Raw genomic sequence first — 13,899 nt, forward strand, 5'->3', positions numbered from 1 at the left:
TGAATGGGCGCTAGCGGCATATTTCCATCATACAAAATTGCTATGGTTTTTGTATGCGTGTCGTAGAAATTTCTGCGTTTGGCAAGCCTGAAGTGCTGCGTCTGGCCGAACGTCCGCAGCCCAAGCCGGGGCCGGGCGAGGCGCTGATCCGCGTGCGTGCGAGCGGTGTCAACCGGCCCGACGTGCTGCAGCGCAAAGGGCATTACCCGCCGCCGCCCGGCGCTTCGGATCTGCCGGGCCTCGAAGTCGCAGGCGTGATCGAAGCGGGTGACCCCGCCGCGCTGGCCGAAGCGGGTTTCAAAGTAGGCGACCGTGTGTGCGCCCTGGTCGCGGGTGGGGGCTACGCCGAATACTGCATCGCGCCCGTGGCGCAGTGCCTGCCCGTGCCCGAGGGCCTGAGCGACGCGCAGGCGGCCTCTTTGCCCGAAACGTTTTTTACCGTCTGGAGCAACGTGTTCGACCGCGGCCGCCTGCAAGCCGGCGAAACCCTGCTCGTGCAAGGCGGCACGAGCGGCATAGGCGTCACGGCGATCCAGCTCGCGCGCGCTTTCGGCGCCACGGTGATCGCCACCGCAGGCAGCGCGCAAAAATGCCAGGCTTGCCTCGAGCTCGGTGCGAGCCACGCGATCGATTACAAGCAGCAGGACTTCACTGCCGAGTGCCTGCGCCTCACGCAAGGCAAGGGCGTGGACGTGATCCTCGACATCGTCGCGGGCGATTACGTCACGCGCGAAGTCGAATGCCTGGCCGAGGATGGGCGCCTGCTCATCATCGCCGTGCAAGGCGGCAGCAAAAGCAGTTTCGATGCATCCTTGGTGCTGCGCCGCCGGCTCGTCATCACGGGTTCCACGCTGCGCCCGCGCCCGGTGGCGTTCAAGGGCGCGATTGCGCGCGCACTGCGCGAGCACGTCTGGCCGCTCATCGCTGCAGGCAAGATCCGTCCCGTCGTGTACCGCACATTCCCTGCAGAGCAGGCTGCGCAAGCGCATGCGCTGATGGAATCCAATCAACATATCGGCAAGATCGTCCTGACGTGGTGACCATGAAAAAAAAGCTCATTGCAGGCAACTGGAAGATGAACGGTAGCCTGGCCAGCAACGAAGTGCTGCTGCACGCCGTGCTCGATGGCATGGCGCAGCGGCCGCCTGCGTGCGACGTGGCCGTGGCTGCGCCCGCACCGTATCTGGCACAGGTGCAGGCGCTCACCGCCGGCTCGCCGCTGGCCGTGGCGGCGCAGGACGTTTCGGCGCACGAGGCCGGGGCCTATACCGGCGAGGTGTCGGCGGCGATGCTCAAGGAATTTTCCGTGCGCTACGTGCTCGTCGGACATTCCGAGCGGCGCCAATACCACCATGAAACCGATGCGCTCGTTGCCATCAAGGCACAAAGAGCACTGGCCGCGGGCATCACGCCCATCGTCTGCCTGGGCGAAACCATGCAGGAGCGCGAGGCAGGCCTGACCGAAGCCGTGGTCAAACGCCAGCTCGCCGCAGTGATCCATCTGAACGGCCACTGCATCAGCGAAATCGTCGTGGCCTACGAACCCGTCTGGGCCATAGGCACGGGGCTCACGGCCACGCCCGAACAGGCGCAGGAAGTGCACGCCGTGCTGCGCAGCCAGCTTGCCGCCGCGACCGAACACGCCGGCCGCATCCGCCTGCTCTACGGCGGCAGCATGAATGCCGCCAACGCTGCGGCACTGCTGGCCCAGCCCGACATCGACGGCGGCCTGATCGGCGGCGCCTCGCTGAAAGCCCCCGATTTCTTGCAAATCATCGCTTCAGCCAAGTAAAAATCAGCCTAAAAAGCTATTGAAAAAGGAGTAAAGCACAATGAACGTGCTCGTCAACGTGATACTGGTCGTGCAGATGCTCGCGGCCGTGGGCATGATCGGCCTGGTGCTGGTTCAGCATGGCAAAGGTGCGGACATGGGGGCCGCCTTCGGCAGCGGCGGTGCGGGCAGCCTGTTTGGCGCCAGCGGCAGTGCAAACTTCCTCTCGCGCTCGACGGCGGTGCTTGCGACCATCTTCTTCGCCGCCACGTTGGCGCTGGCGTACTTTGGTAATGCACGTCCCGCGAGCTCCAACAGCGTGCTCGAATCCGCCGCTGTGGCGCCCGTTGCGCCTGCCGCCCCAGCTTCTGCCGCAGCCTCCGCGCCGGCGGCTGCAGCTTCGGGGGCGGCGCAGATTCCAACCAAATAATCTGCAGCAAAATCTGCCCGGAGCCAGCGAATGAGGGTTTTTCCGGGTTAGAATTTACGTCTGTCTGGAGCGCAATCCTCAAGCCACCCAGCCAGCAAAACCGCCGTCGTGGTGAAATTGGTAGACACGCTATCTTGAGGGGGTAGTGGCGAAAGCTGTGCGAGTTCGAGTCTCGCCGACGGCACCATACAAAAACCCGCCTGCTGCTCGCGTCTGTCGAGCTTTCAGCAGGTGCGGCTACAACGGTGAGCAAATCCACAAGATGAACCTCGATCAATACCTCCCCGTTTTGTTGTTCATCTTGGTCGGCATCGCCATTGGTGTCGTCCCCTTGGTTCTGGGTTATGTGCTCGGGCCCAATCGCCCCGATCCGGCCAAAAACTCTGCGTACGAGTGCGGTTTCGAAGCCTTCGAAGACGCGCGCATGAAGTTCGATGTACGCTACTACCTCGTCGCCATCCTTTTCATTCTGTTCGATCTCGAGGTCGCCTTTCTCTTCCCCTGGGCGGTGGTGATGCGCGAAGTCGGTCTGACCGGCTTCATTGCTGCGGTGATCTTTCTGGCCATCTTGGTCGTAGGTTTCGTCTACGAGTGGAAAAAAGGCGCCCTCGATTGGGAATGAGCGCGGCAGGCTTCAACGAGGACGGATCAGATGATTGAAGGCGTAATGAAAGAAGGCTTCGTCACCACGAGCTACGATGCCGTGGTGAACTGGGCCAAGACGGGTTCACTGTGGCCCATGACGTTCGGTTTGGCCTGCTGCGCCGTCGAAATGATGCACGCAGCGGCTGCGCGCTACGACATCGGGCGCTTTGGTGCCGAGGTGTTTCGCGCCAGTCCGCGCCAGTCTGACTTGATGATCGTTGCGGGCACGCTGTGCAACAAGATGGCGCCCGCCCTGCGCAAGGTCTATGACCAGATGGCCGAGCCGCGCTGGGTGCTCTCCATGGGCTCCTGCGCCAATGGCGGCGGCTACTACCACTACAGCTATTCGGTCGTGCGTGGCTGTGACCGCATCGTGCCGGTCGATGTGTACGTGCCCGGTTGCCCGCCCACGGCCGAGGCGCTGCTCTACGGCATCATCCAGTTGCAGCAGAAAATCCGCCGCACCAACACCATCGCACGGGTTTGAAGGGTTGAAGATGACAGAAGTAGCCATTCGGCCCGAGCAGCTCCAGGAAACCATCGCCAGCGTGTTGGGCGACGCCGCACGCAGCATCTCCATTCGCCTCGGAGAAGTCACGGTGCATGTGTCGGCTGCCGACTATCTCGGTGTGATGCAGCGCCTGCGCGACGCCGAAAGCTGCCGTTTCGAGCAGCTCATCGACTTGTGCGGCATGGACTATGCAGATTTCGCAGGGCAGGAAAGCCCGCGTTTTGGGGTCGTGGTGCACTTGTTATCGGTGAGCCTGAACCAGCGCGTGCGCGTCAAGGTACGCTGCCCGGACGATGATCTTCCGGTGTTGCCCTCGGTCTCGCAACTGTGGGCTTCGGCCAACTGGTTCGAGCGTGAGGCATTTGACCTGTTCGGCATCGTCTTCGAGGGGCACGACGACCTGCGCCGCATCCTCACCGACTACGGTTTTGCGGGCCACCCGTTCCGCAAAGATTTTCCGCTCTCGGGGCATGTGGAAATGCGCTACGACGAAGAGCGGCGCAGGGTGGTTTATGAGCCCGTCTCGATCGAGCCGCGCGAAAACACGCCGCGCATCGTCCGTGAAGACAAATACGCCGGCTTCGGCGCGGCGCGTCGTTTGTGATCCACCATGGCTGAAATCAAAAACTATTCCCTGAACTTCGGCCCCCAGCACCCGGCGGCGCACGGCGTGCTGCGTTTGGTGCTCGAACTCGACGGTGAGGTCGTGCAACGCGCCGACCCGCACATCGGCCTGTTGCACCGCGCAACCGAAAAGCTCGCCGAGCACAAGACGTTCATCCAGTCGCTGCCTTACATGGACCGGCTCGATTACGTCTCCATGATGTGCAACGAGCACGCCTACTGTCTGGCGATCGAAAAGCTGTTGGGCATAGAGGTGCCGCTGCGCGCGCAATATATCCGCGTGATGTTTGCTGAAATCACGCGCCTGTTGAACCACCTGATGTGGTTGGGTTCGCACGGTAACGACTGCGGCAGCTCCACGATCCTGATCTACACCTTTCGCGAGCGCGAAGACCTGTTCGATATGTACGAGGCCGTTTCCGGCGCGCGCATGCACGCGGCGTACTTTCGCCCTGGCGGTGTCTATCGCGACCTGCCCGACAGCATGCCGCAATTCAAGGTCAGCAAGATCAAAGGGCCGAAAGAGCTCGCCGAACTCAACCGCAACCGCCAAGGCTCCTTGCTCGACTTCATCGATGATTTCACGCAGCGTTTTCCGCAGTGCGTCGATGAATACGAAACCCTGCTGACCGACAACCGCATCTGGAAGCAGCGCACCGTAGGCATCGGCGTCGTCACGCCCGAGCGTGCGCTGAATCTGGGCATGACCGGCCCCATGTTGCGAGGCTCCGGCATCGCCTGGGACTTGCGTAAAAAGCAGCCTTACGAGGTCTATGACCGCATGGATTTCGATATTCCCGTGGGCAAGACGGGCGATTGCTACGACCGCTATCTCGTGCGCGTGCACGAGATGCGTGAGTCCAACCGCATCATCAAGCAGTGCGTCGATTGGCTGCGCGCCAATCCCGGCCCGGTAATCACCGACAACCACAAGGTGGCCCCGCCTTCGCGCGAAGCCATGAAGTCCAACATGGAAGAGCTGATCCACCACTTCAAGCTCTTCACCGAAGGCTTCCACGTGCCCGAAGGCGAGGCCTACGCGGCCGTCGAGCATCCCAAAGGCGAATTCGGCATCTATCTCGTGAGCGACGGTGCCAACAAGCCGTACCGGCTGAAGATTCGTGCACCAGGCTTCGTGCACTTGTCTGCACTCGATGAAATCGCGCGTGGCCACATGCTCGCCGACGCCGTGGCCATCATAGGCACCCTGGATATCGTGTTCGGAGAGATTGACCGATGATTTCTGAAGCGACCAAAGCCCGCTTTGCCCGCGAAGTGGCCAAATACCCCGCCGAGCAAAAGCAGTCTGCTGTGATCGCCTGCCTGTCCATCGTGCAGCAGGAGCAGGGCTGGGTGAGCCCTGAAGCCGAGCAGGACGTGGCCGATTACCTCGGCATGCCCACTATCGCCGTGCACGAAGTCACCACTTTCTACAACATGTTCAACCAGGCGCCGGTGGGCAGATTCAAGCTCAACGTCTGCACCAATTTGCCCTGCCAGTTGCGTGATGGTCATAAGGCGTTGCACTATTTGGAGCAAAAGCTTGGCATCCAGATGGGCGAGACCACGGCCGACGGCATGTTCACGCTGCAACAGTGTGAATGCCTGGGCGCGTGTGCTGATGCACCGGTGATGCTGGTCAACGACCGCACAATGTGCAGCTTCATGGACAACGAAAAGCTCGACCAACTGATCGATGGCCTGCGCCAGGCCGAGGAGCGCCCATGACTACGGCAGCACAAATTTTGGCGCAGTTCCAGGCCACAGGCGTGCAGACCTGTTTCCATGGGCGCCACATCAACCCGCAGATTTACGCTGGACTGGACGGCAGCAACTGGAGCCTCAAAGATTACGAAGCGCGCGGCGGCTACCAGGCTCTACGCAAAATTCTCGGCAAGGATGGTGGCGAAGGGCTTACCCAAGACCAGGTGATTGCCACGGTGAAGGAGTCGGGCCTGCGCGGCCGCGGTGGCGCGGGTTTTCCCACGGGCTTGAAGTGGAGCTTCATGCCGCGCCAGTTCCCGGGGCAAAAATACTTGGTCTGCAATTCCGACGAAGGCGAGCCAGGCACCTGCAAAGACCGCGACATCCTGCGCTACAACCCGCATACCGTCATCGAGGGCATGATCATCGCGGCCTACGCCATGGGCATCAGCGTGGGTTACAACTACATCCACGGCGAGATTTTCCAGGTATACGAGCGCTTCGAGGCCGCACTTGAAGAAGCGCGTGCTGCGGGCTACCTCGGTGAACGCATTTTGGGCAGCGATTTCAGCTTCCAACTGCACGCCGCGCATGGTTTTGGGGCCTACATCTGCGGCGAGGAAACAGCTCTGCTCGAGTCCCTCGAAGGCAAAAAAGGCCAGCCGCGCTTCAAGCCACCTTTCCCCGCCAGTTTTGGCCTGTACGGCAAGCCCACGACGATCAACAACACGGAAACCTTTGCAGCGGTCCCCTGGATCATCCGCAATGGTGGCGCAGCCTATCTGGCGTGTGGCAAGCCCAACAATGGCGGCACCAAGATTTTTTCCGTCAGTGGCGACGTCGAAAATCCCGGCAATTACGAGATTCCACTGGGTACGCCATTTGCCAAACTGCTCGAATTGGCGGGCGGAGTACGCAAGGGGCGCAAGCTCAAGGCCGTAATTCCCGGGGGGTCTTCGGCGCCGGTGCTGCCCGCATCCATCATGATGGAGTGCACCATGGATTACGACTCCATCTCCAAGGCCGGCTCCATGCTGGGCTCGGGCGCCGTGATCGTGATGGACGATACGCGCTGCATGGTCGAAAGTCTCCTGCGCCTGTCCTACTTTTATGCCCACGAATCCTGCGGCCAATGCACCCCGTGCCGTGAAGGCACGGGGTGGCTGTGGCGCCTGGTGGACCGCATCCACAAAGGGCAGGGCCGCGAGGGTGATTTGGAGTTGCTCGACTCGGTCGGAGAAAACATCATGGGCCGCACGATTTGCGCGCTCGGCGATGCTGCAGCCATGCCGGTGCGCGCCATGCTCAAACATTTCCGTCCCGAGTTTGAGGCGAAGATCCGCAGCAAGGCTGGGCAGGGTGCTGTTCCCGTCAACTCTGCATCTGCCTGATCGCGAGAACGAATATGGTTGAAATTGAACTGGACGGTCAGAAAGTGGAAGTCGCCGAAGGCAGCATGGTGATGCATGCGGCAGAAAAGGCGGGCACGTACATACCCCATTTTTGCTACCACAAAAAGCTCTCGATCGCGGCCAATTGCCGCATGTGCCTCGTCGATGTGGAAAAGGCGCCCAAGCCCATGCCGGCCTGCGCGACGCCGGTCACGCAAGGGATGGTCGTGCGCACCACGAGCGAGAAAGCCATCAAGGCGCAAAAGGCCGTAATGGAGTTCTTGCTCATCAACCATCCCCTCGATTGCCCGATTTGCGACCAGGGCGGTGAATGCCAGTTGCAAGACCTGGCCGTGGGCTACGGAGGTTCGGCCTCGCGCTACCAGGAGGAAAAGCGCGTGGTGTTTCACAAGGATGTAGGGCCGCTGATTTCCATGGAGGAGATGAGCCGCTGCATCCATTGCACGCGCTGCGTGCGCTTCGGTCAGGAAATTGCCGGCGTCATGGAACTGGGCATGATCCACCGCGGCGAGCATTCCGAAATCACCACGGTATCCGGCAGCACAGTCGATTCGGAACTGTCGGGCAACATGATAGACATTTGCCCCGTCGGTGCCTTGACGAGCAAACCGTTTCGTTACAGTGCACGCACCTGGGAGCTTTCGCGTCGTAAGTCCATCAGCCCCCACGATTCCACGGGCGCAAACCTGATCGTGCAGGTCAAAAACCACAAGGTCATGCGCGTCGTGCCCTTCGAGAACGAAGAAGTCAATGAATGCTGGATCGCTGACCGTGACCGGTTTTCCTACGAAGCGCTCAATAGCGCGGAGCGCTTGACCCAGCCGATGCTCAAGCAGGGAGGTGTCTGGAAGGAGGTCAACTGGCAGACGGCGCTCGAATATGTGGCGAATGGCCTGCAAGACATCAAGAAAAGACACGGCGCCGCAAGCATAGGCGCGCTGGTCAGCCCTCATAGCACGCTCGAAGAGCTCCATCTCGCCGTAGAGCTCGTGCGTGGCCTGGGCAGTGACAACATAGACCATCGTTTGCGCCACGCCGAGTTTCCGCCTTTTTCGGGTGTGCGCTGGCTCGGTACCTCGATCGCATCGCTCTCGAAGCTCCAGCGTGTGTTGGTGGTTGGTTCCAATTTGCGCAAAGACCATCCTCTTTTCGCCCAGCGTATCCGTCAGGCAACGCGCCAGGGGTGCGTGGTCACTGCGATCAATGCCCTGCAACACGATTGGGCCATGCCGGTGGCCCATACGCTGCTGCAGCCGGCTTCCGGTTGGGTGGCGGCATTGGCCGAAGTGGCCGCGGCAATCGCCGAGGCAAAAGGATTGCCGCTGCCTGCGGGCGTCAACGCTTCTTTTGATGCTACAGCGCAAGCGATAGCGCAATCGCTGCTCAGTGGCGAACGCAAGGCTGTGTTGCTGGGCAACGCGGCAGCACACCATGCACAAGCCTCGCGTTTGTTGGCGCTCGCATACTGGATTGGCACGCAGACAGGTGCATCGATCGGTTATTTGACGGAAGCGGCCAACACCGTCGGAGCTCAATTCGTGCATGCCCAGCCAATGCAGGGCGGGCAAAATGCTGCGCAAATGCTCGCCGGTGGGCTCAAGGCCGTGCTTTTGCTGAATACCGAACCCGTGTTCGATTCCGCAGCTGGTGCCAAAGCCGTCTCTGCCTTGAGTGCCGCAGACATGGTCGTGACCATGAGTCCGTTCAAGGCGAACATGGAGTTCAGTGACGTGCTTCTGCCCATCGCACCGTTTACAGAAACTTCCGGAAGTTTTGTAAATGCCGAAGGACGCTTGCAGAGTTTTCACGCTGTAGTGCGGCCTTTGGGTGAGACACGACCCGCCTGGAAAGTGTTGCGTGTGCTCGCCAATATGCTCGAAATACCGGGATTCGAGTTCGAGTCCTCGCAGGAAGTGTTGATGCTCGCAACCAAGACCCCGGTTGGGCAAGAGCCTGCCATCGCTGCCTCCGCATTGAACAATCAGCCGGGCGAGGCGGGCGAAGCCGTCAGCGCCGCGGGCGAACCGGTGGTGGCGTCCATATACCAACTCGACGGCTTGGTACGACGCGCTCCATCTTTGCAGCGCACCGCTGATGCGCGCAGCGCAAGGGAAGGGGGCGTGGCATGATCGATGCGCTCTACAACGCTGGCTTGGGTTTGAGTGGTCAGGCTTGGTGGACGCACGCCGGCTGGCCTGTCGTCTGGACCCTGCTCAAGATCGTCGCCGTGCTGATTCCGCTGCTGCTCGCAGTCGCTTACCTTACTTTGTGGGAACGCAAGCTGTTAGGTTTCATGCAGGTGCGTTATGGCCCCAACCGCGTCGGTCCCATGGGCTTGCTGCAGCCGATCGCCGATGCGCTGAAGTTGCTCACCAAAGAGATCATTCAGCCGGCGGCCGCTGACAAAGGGTTGTTTGTTCTTGGCCCCGTCATGGCCATCATGCCAGCGCTCGCGGCCTGGGTCGTGATTCCATTTGGCCCGCACGTGGCTCTGGCCGACGTGAATGCCGGCTTGTTGCTGATGATGGCCATCACTTCCATAGAGGTGTACGGTGTGATCATCGCCGGCTGGTCATCAAACTCGAAATACGCCTTTCTGGGTGCACTGCGCGCTTCAGCACAAATGGTGAGCTATGAAATCGCCATGGGTTTTTGTTTTCTCGTGGTCATCATGGTTTCCGGCAGCATGAACCTCACGGACATCGTCATGGTGCAGTCGCGCGGCATGGCCGCGGACATGGGGCTGGCATTTTTGTCATGGAACTGGCTGCCGCTTTTGCCCATGTTCATGGTGTATCTGATTTCCGGCGTTGCAGAAACCAACCGCCATCCGTTCGACGTGGTCGAAGGCGAAGCGGAGATCGTCGCTGGGCATATGGTCGAGTATTCGGGCATGGGCTTTGCCATCTTTTTCCTTGCAGAATACGCGAGCATGTGGCTGGTGTCGATTCTTGCTGTACTCATGTTCCTCGGCGGCTGGCTCTCTCCCATCAATACCGAGTTTTTCAGTGCCATCCCAGGGTGGATTTGGCTGGGCTTCAAGACTTTCGTCATAGTTTCTATGTTTATCTGGATTCGCGCCACCTTCCCGCGTTTTCGGTATGACCAGATCATGCGTCTAGGATGGAAGATATTCATTCCAGTGACACTGGTGTGGCTGCTCGTCGTTGGCGTGTGGTTGCTCTCGCCTTGGAATATTTGGAAATAAGCGGGGACACAAATGGCCGCTGTTGCTGCTGCACCTTTTTCACTCAAGGACTTTTTTAAGAGTTTTTTGCTCGTCGAATTGTTTAAGGGTATGACTTTGACGGGGCGTTATGCGTTTCGTCGTAAAGTTACTGTGCAATATCCCGAGGAAAAGACGCCGTTGTCACCCCGGTTTCGCGGCCTGCACGCTCTGCGCCGCTACGAAAACGGCGAAGAGCGTTGCATTGCTTGCAAGCTTTGTGAGGCTGTATGCCCAGCGATGGCGATCACCATCGAGTCGCAGCAACGTGAAGATGGTACCCGTCGCACCACGCGCTACGATATCGATTTGACAAAGTGCATTTTTTGCGGTTTTTGTGAGGAAAGCTGCCCGGTCGATTCGATTGTCGAAACCCATATTTTCGAATATCACGGTGAAAAGCGCGGTGATTTGTATTTCACGAAAGAAATGTTGCTGGCCATAGGCGACAAATACGAAGCGGAAATCGCTGCCGCCAAGGCTGCAGACGCGAAATATCGCTGAAGCCCGGCGACCAACAAAACTAGACCAGACTTTCTATAAAGAACCGATTCATGGACGCCAAGACTGGTTTCTTCTATTTTTTTTCGATCGTGCTGCTGTTCGCGGCCTTTCGGGTGGTGACCGCGCGCAATCCCGTGCACGCGGTGCTGTATTTGATACTGGCCTTCGCCCAGGCGGCTGGGCTTTGGATGTTGCTGAAAGCGGAGTTTCTTGCCATCGCGCTCGTGCTTGTATATTTGGGTGCGGTGATGGTTCTGTTTCTATTCGTGGTGATGATGCTGGATATGCATGTTGATACCGCCCGCAAAGGTTTCTGGAATCACTTCCCCTTGGCAGTCACGATTGGCGCACTGATCGCGCTCGAGATGGCTGCGGTGCTCATGGGAGGTTTCCGTGGTGTCGAGGAGCCAAAGACCACGTCTGTTGTTATGAATTCTGCAGAGAGCACGGTACAGGCATCTAATGTGAAGGCTTTGGGGAAGCTGCTTTATACAGAGTATCTTTACCCGATTGAAATTGCTGCCATCATTCTTCTGGTTGCGATGATTGCTGCGATAGCTTTGACGCTGCGTCGTCGCAAAGACAGCAAGATGATAGATCCCTCCAAACAAGTGCATGTGCGTGCTGCTGATCGATTGACGGTATTGAAAATAACCTCAACTCCAAGAACTGGGCCGGTCAATGATGTACCAATTGAGGAGAAAAAAATATGACTTTGACTCTGGGTCATTATCTTTCATTGGGAGCAATGCTTTTTGCGCTCTCGGCAATTGGGATATTCTTGAATCGGAAAAATCTCATTGTCTTGCTCATGGCTATAGAGCTCATGTTGTTGGCAGTGAATACTAATTTTGTGGCATTTTCACACTACCTCGGCGACATGCACGGTCAGGTGTTCGTTTTTTTCGTTCTGACTGTTGCAGCTGCGGAATCGGCTATCGGTCTAGCCATCTTGGTGCTTTTGTTCCGCAACAAAGCTAATATTGACGCGGAAGAGCTCAATACCCTCAAGGGTTGAGTTATAGACATACGCAAGGTTCTCTAGCATGAGTCAAACCCTTTCCCCTGCCATACTTTTGGCCGTGCCCTTGGCGCCGCTCATAGGCGCCGTGCTAGTGGGTATTTTTGGTACCTCTCTGGGCGGAAACAAAATTGGTCGCCGTCTGAGTCATAGCTTGGCGATTTTAGGTGTGCTCGTGGCCTTCATATTGTCGATTATGACCCTCAAGAGCACAGCGCTTGAGGGGGCGCGCTTCAATGGAACCATCTATACTTGGATGGTGACGGGCGGCTTGCAGATGGAGGTCGGGTTTTGGGTCGACAACCTGACAGCGATGATGATGGTTGTCGTGACCTTCGTTTCGCTCATGGTGCATATCTACACCATAGGCTACATGGCAGAGGACGAGGGGTACGACCGATTTTTTGCCTATATTTCGCTGTTTACTTTTTCTATGCTCATGCTGGTCATGAGCAACAATCTGCTGCAGTTGTTCTTCGGCTGGGAAGCTGTGGGATTGGTTTCCTATTTGCTCATTGGATTCTGGTACAGCAAGCCTTCCGCCATTTTTGCCAACATGAAGGCTTTTTTGGTGAACCGGGTTGGCGACTTTGGGTTCATCTTGGGAATCGGTTTGATTGCTGCCTACGCAGGCACTTTGAATTACGGCGAGATTTTCACTAAGGCGCATGCGCTGGCTGAGTTGGAATTCCCAGGAACGGACTGGATGCTGATTACCGTGATCTGCATCTGTCTGTTCATCGGCGCAATGGGTAAGAGTGCGCAGTTTCCTCTGCATGTGTGGCTGCCGGATTCCATGGAAGGTCCTACACCCATCTCTGCGCTGATTCATGCGGCCACCATGGTCACGGCGGGGATTTTCATGGTCGCGCGCATGTCGCCATTGTTCGAGCTTTCGGATACCGCGCTCAATTTCATCCTCGTCATTGGTGGCATTACAGCTTTGTTCATGGGTTTGCTGGGCATCATCCAGAACGACATCAAGCGCGTGGTTGCATATTCCACCCTGTCACAATTGGGGTACATGACGGTTGCGCTCGGTGCATCGGCTTATTCGGTAGCGGTATTTCACTTAATGACCCATGCGTTTTTCAAGGCGCTGCTGTTCCTGGGCGCGGGCTCGGTCATCTTGGGCTTGCATCACAATCAGGACATTCGCTGGATGGGCGGCGTGCGTAAATACATGCCGATCACGTGGATCACCTTCCTGTTGGCATCACTGGCGCTGATTGGTACGCCTTTCTTTTCCGGGTTTTACTCCAAAGACAGCATCATCGAGGCCGTGCACGCCAGCCAGTTGCCAGCCGCGGGATTCGCGCATTTCGCAGTGCTGGCAGGGGTTTTCATCACGGCGTTTTATTCATTTCGCCTCTATTTTCTGGTCTTTCACGGCAAAGAGCGGTATGACCAGAATCCCGAGGCGCACGCGGAGGATGCACACGCGCACGGGCATGATACGCACCACCATGCGCCGCACGAGTCTCCGTGGGTGGTGACGGTACCCTTGGTGTTGCTTGCGATTCCATCGGTGGTGTCGGGTTTCTTGTTCATCGGGCCCATACTGTTTGGTGATTTCTTCAAAGATGCCATCTTCGTTGATCTTGCCAAGCATCCTGCAATGGCAGAGCTTGCGCAGGCGTTTCATGGGCCGGTTGCCATGGCATTGCATGGTTTGCAGGCGGTGCCTTTTTGGCTTGCCTTAGCCGGTGTCGCCCTTGCTTACTACATGTATTTGGTGAATCCGGCGGTGCCTGCCGCGATCAAGCGGAGCCTGCATCCGCTTTATGTTGTGATGGACAACAAGTATTACCTGGATTGGATCAACGAGAATATCATCGCTCGCGCAGCCAGAATTCTGGGCACGGTTCTGTGGAAGGGCGGTGATCGTGCCATCATCGATGGTGCCGTTGTGAATGGCTCCTGGAAAATTCTTGGCTGGGTGGCGGGTGTCGTGCGCTGGGTGCAGTCGGGATACATTTACCACTACGCGCTCTTCATGGTTTTGGGCGTCTTCGTGTTCATGACATATTTTGTCTGGCTCAACAAGTAGG

At 58.2% G+C, this 13,899-nt stretch carries 15 protein-coding genes and 1 tRNA gene; all 16 read left to right on the top strand.

Translation table 11 applies throughout. The annotated features are described in order from the left end of the window. Window positions 1-53: 53 nt before the first annotated feature. The 16 genes from DFR45_RS09110 (at window position 54) to nuoL (ending at window position 13,898) form a co-directional block, all read left to right on the top strand. Window positions 54-1,040: an NAD(P)H-quinone oxidoreductase gene (locus tag DFR45_RS09110; protein WP_114483385.1), complete on the top strand. Its 987-nt coding sequence runs from the start codon at window positions 54-56 to the stop codon at window positions 1,038-1,040. 2 nt (window positions 1,041-1,042) lie between these two features. After that, window positions 1,043-1,792, top strand: coding sequence for a triose-phosphate isomerase (gene tpiA, locus DFR45_RS09115; protein ID WP_114483386.1), 750 nt, complete (start codon window positions 1,043-1,045; stop codon window positions 1,790-1,792). Between the two features lie 40 nt (window positions 1,793-1,832). Beyond that, window positions 1,833-2,201: a preprotein translocase subunit SecG gene (gene secG / locus DFR45_RS09120; RefSeq protein WP_114483387.1), complete on the top strand. Its 369-nt coding sequence runs from the start codon at window positions 1,833-1,835 to the stop codon at window positions 2,199-2,201. A gap of 102 nt (window positions 2,202-2,303) precedes the next feature. After that, a tRNA-Leu gene (locus DFR45_RS09125) sits at window positions 2,304-2,388 on the top strand. A 75-nt stretch (window positions 2,389-2,463) separates the two neighbouring features. Next, the gene (locus DFR45_RS09130; protein ID WP_114483388.1) at window positions 2,464-2,823 is read left to right on the top strand and encodes an NADH-quinone oxidoreductase subunit A; all 360 of its coding nucleotides are present in this window, start codon (window positions 2,464-2,466) and stop codon (window positions 2,821-2,823) included. A gap of 30 nt (window positions 2,824-2,853) precedes the next feature. Continuing rightward, complete coding sequence (locus DFR45_RS09135; RefSeq protein WP_114483389.1) at window positions 2,854-3,333, top strand: NuoB/complex I 20 kDa subunit family protein; 480 nt, start codon at window positions 2,854-2,856, stop codon at window positions 3,331-3,333. 10 nt (window positions 3,334-3,343) lie between these two features. After that, entirely contained in the window at window positions 3,344-3,961 is a 618-nt protein-coding gene (locus DFR45_RS09140) for an NADH-quinone oxidoreductase subunit C (RefSeq protein ID WP_114483390.1), read from the top strand. A gap of 6 nt (window positions 3,962-3,967) precedes the next feature. Continuing rightward, complete coding sequence (locus DFR45_RS09145) at window positions 3,968-5,221, top strand: NADH-quinone oxidoreductase subunit D (RefSeq protein ID WP_114483391.1); 1,254 nt, start codon at window positions 3,968-3,970, stop codon at window positions 5,219-5,221. Further along, entirely contained in the window at window positions 5,218-5,709 is a 492-nt protein-coding gene (nuoE, locus tag DFR45_RS09150) for an NADH-quinone oxidoreductase subunit NuoE (protein ID WP_114483392.1), read from the top strand. Before DFR45_RS09145 ends, nuoE begins: the two co-directional genes overlap by 4 nt. Next, a complete protein-coding gene (gene nuoF, locus DFR45_RS09155; protein ID WP_114483393.1) occupies window positions 5,706-7,076 on the top strand; it encodes an NADH-quinone oxidoreductase subunit NuoF in 1,371 nt (456 codons plus the stop codon). The genes nuoE and nuoF overlap by 4 nt, the downstream gene beginning before the upstream one ends. 14 nt (window positions 7,077-7,090) lie before the next feature. Continuing rightward, window positions 7,091-9,226, top strand: coding sequence for an NADH-quinone oxidoreductase subunit NuoG (gene nuoG / locus DFR45_RS09160; protein ID WP_114483394.1), 2,136 nt, complete (start codon window positions 7,091-7,093; stop codon window positions 9,224-9,226). Then, complete coding sequence (gene nuoH / locus DFR45_RS09165) at window positions 9,223-10,305, top strand: NADH-quinone oxidoreductase subunit NuoH (protein WP_114483395.1); 1,083 nt, start codon at window positions 9,223-9,225, stop codon at window positions 10,303-10,305. Before nuoG ends, nuoH begins: the two co-directional genes overlap by 4 nt. A 12-nt stretch (window positions 10,306-10,317) precedes the next feature. After that, the gene (gene nuoI, locus DFR45_RS09170) at window positions 10,318-10,827 is read left to right on the top strand and encodes an NADH-quinone oxidoreductase subunit NuoI (protein ID WP_114483396.1); all 510 of its coding nucleotides are present in this window, start codon (window positions 10,318-10,320) and stop codon (window positions 10,825-10,827) included. Between the two features lie 50 nt (window positions 10,828-10,877). After that, window positions 10,878-11,540 (top strand): NADH-quinone oxidoreductase subunit J, encoded by a 663-nt coding sequence (locus DFR45_RS09175; RefSeq protein ID WP_114483397.1) that lies wholly within the window; start codon window positions 10,878-10,880, stop codon window positions 11,538-11,540. Next, window positions 11,537-11,845: an NADH-quinone oxidoreductase subunit NuoK gene (nuoK, locus tag DFR45_RS09180; protein WP_114483398.1), complete on the top strand. Its 309-nt coding sequence runs from the start codon at window positions 11,537-11,539 to the stop codon at window positions 11,843-11,845. Before DFR45_RS09175 ends, nuoK begins: the two co-directional genes overlap by 4 nt. A gap of 28 nt (window positions 11,846-11,873) precedes the next feature. Continuing rightward, window positions 11,874-13,898, top strand: a complete 2,025-nt coding sequence (gene nuoL, locus DFR45_RS09185) for an NADH-quinone oxidoreductase subunit L (RefSeq protein WP_174564688.1) — start codon at window positions 11,874-11,876, stop codon at window positions 13,896-13,898. Window position 13,899 lies beyond the last annotated feature (1 nt).

This window comes from Extensimonas vulgaris (assembly GCF_003337425.1).
In the GTDB taxonomy this organism is placed as follows: domain Bacteria; phylum Pseudomonadota; class Gammaproteobacteria; order Burkholderiales; family Burkholderiaceae_C; genus Extensimonas; species Extensimonas vulgaris.

What these genes read in the sequence shown, in the direction of transcription:
- DFR45_RS09110 (WP_114483385.1), top strand. Translation starts at nt 54, where the DNA reads ATGCGTGTCGTAGAAATTTCTGCGTTTGGCAAGCCTGAAGTGCTGCGT.
- tpiA (WP_114483386.1), top strand. Translation starts at nt 1,043, where the DNA reads ATGAAAAAAAAGCTCATTGCAGGCAACTGGAAGATGAACGGTAGCCTG.
- secG (WP_114483387.1), top strand. Translation starts at nt 1,833, where the DNA reads ATGAACGTGCTCGTCAACGTGATACTGGTCGTGCAGATGCTCGCGGCC.
- DFR45_RS09130 (WP_114483388.1), top strand. Translation starts at nt 2,464, where the DNA reads ATGAACCTCGATCAATACCTCCCCGTTTTGTTGTTCATCTTGGTCGGC.
- DFR45_RS09135 (WP_114483389.1), top strand. Translation starts at nt 2,854, where the DNA reads ATGATTGAAGGCGTAATGAAAGAAGGCTTCGTCACCACGAGCTACGAT.
- DFR45_RS09140 (WP_114483390.1), top strand. Translation starts at nt 3,344, where the DNA reads ATGACAGAAGTAGCCATTCGGCCCGAGCAGCTCCAGGAAACCATCGCC.
- DFR45_RS09145 (WP_114483391.1), top strand. Translation starts at nt 3,968, where the DNA reads ATGGCTGAAATCAAAAACTATTCCCTGAACTTCGGCCCCCAGCACCCG.
- nuoE (WP_114483392.1), top strand. Translation starts at nt 5,218, where the DNA reads ATGATTTCTGAAGCGACCAAAGCCCGCTTTGCCCGCGAAGTGGCCAAA.
- nuoF (WP_114483393.1), top strand. Translation starts at nt 5,706, where the DNA reads ATGACTACGGCAGCACAAATTTTGGCGCAGTTCCAGGCCACAGGCGTG.
- nuoG (WP_114483394.1), top strand. Translation starts at nt 7,091, where the DNA reads ATGGTTGAAATTGAACTGGACGGTCAGAAAGTGGAAGTCGCCGAAGGC.
- nuoH (WP_114483395.1), top strand. Translation starts at nt 9,223, where the DNA reads ATGATCGATGCGCTCTACAACGCTGGCTTGGGTTTGAGTGGTCAGGCT.
- nuoI (WP_114483396.1), top strand. Translation starts at nt 10,318, where the DNA reads ATGGCCGCTGTTGCTGCTGCACCTTTTTCACTCAAGGACTTTTTTAAG.
- DFR45_RS09175 (WP_114483397.1), top strand. Translation starts at nt 10,878, where the DNA reads ATGGACGCCAAGACTGGTTTCTTCTATTTTTTTTCGATCGTGCTGCTG.
- nuoK (WP_114483398.1), top strand. Translation starts at nt 11,537, where the DNA reads ATGACTTTGACTCTGGGTCATTATCTTTCATTGGGAGCAATGCTTTTT.
- nuoL (WP_174564688.1), top strand. Translation starts at nt 11,874, where the DNA reads ATGAGTCAAACCCTTTCCCCTGCCATACTTTTGGCCGTGCCCTTGGCG.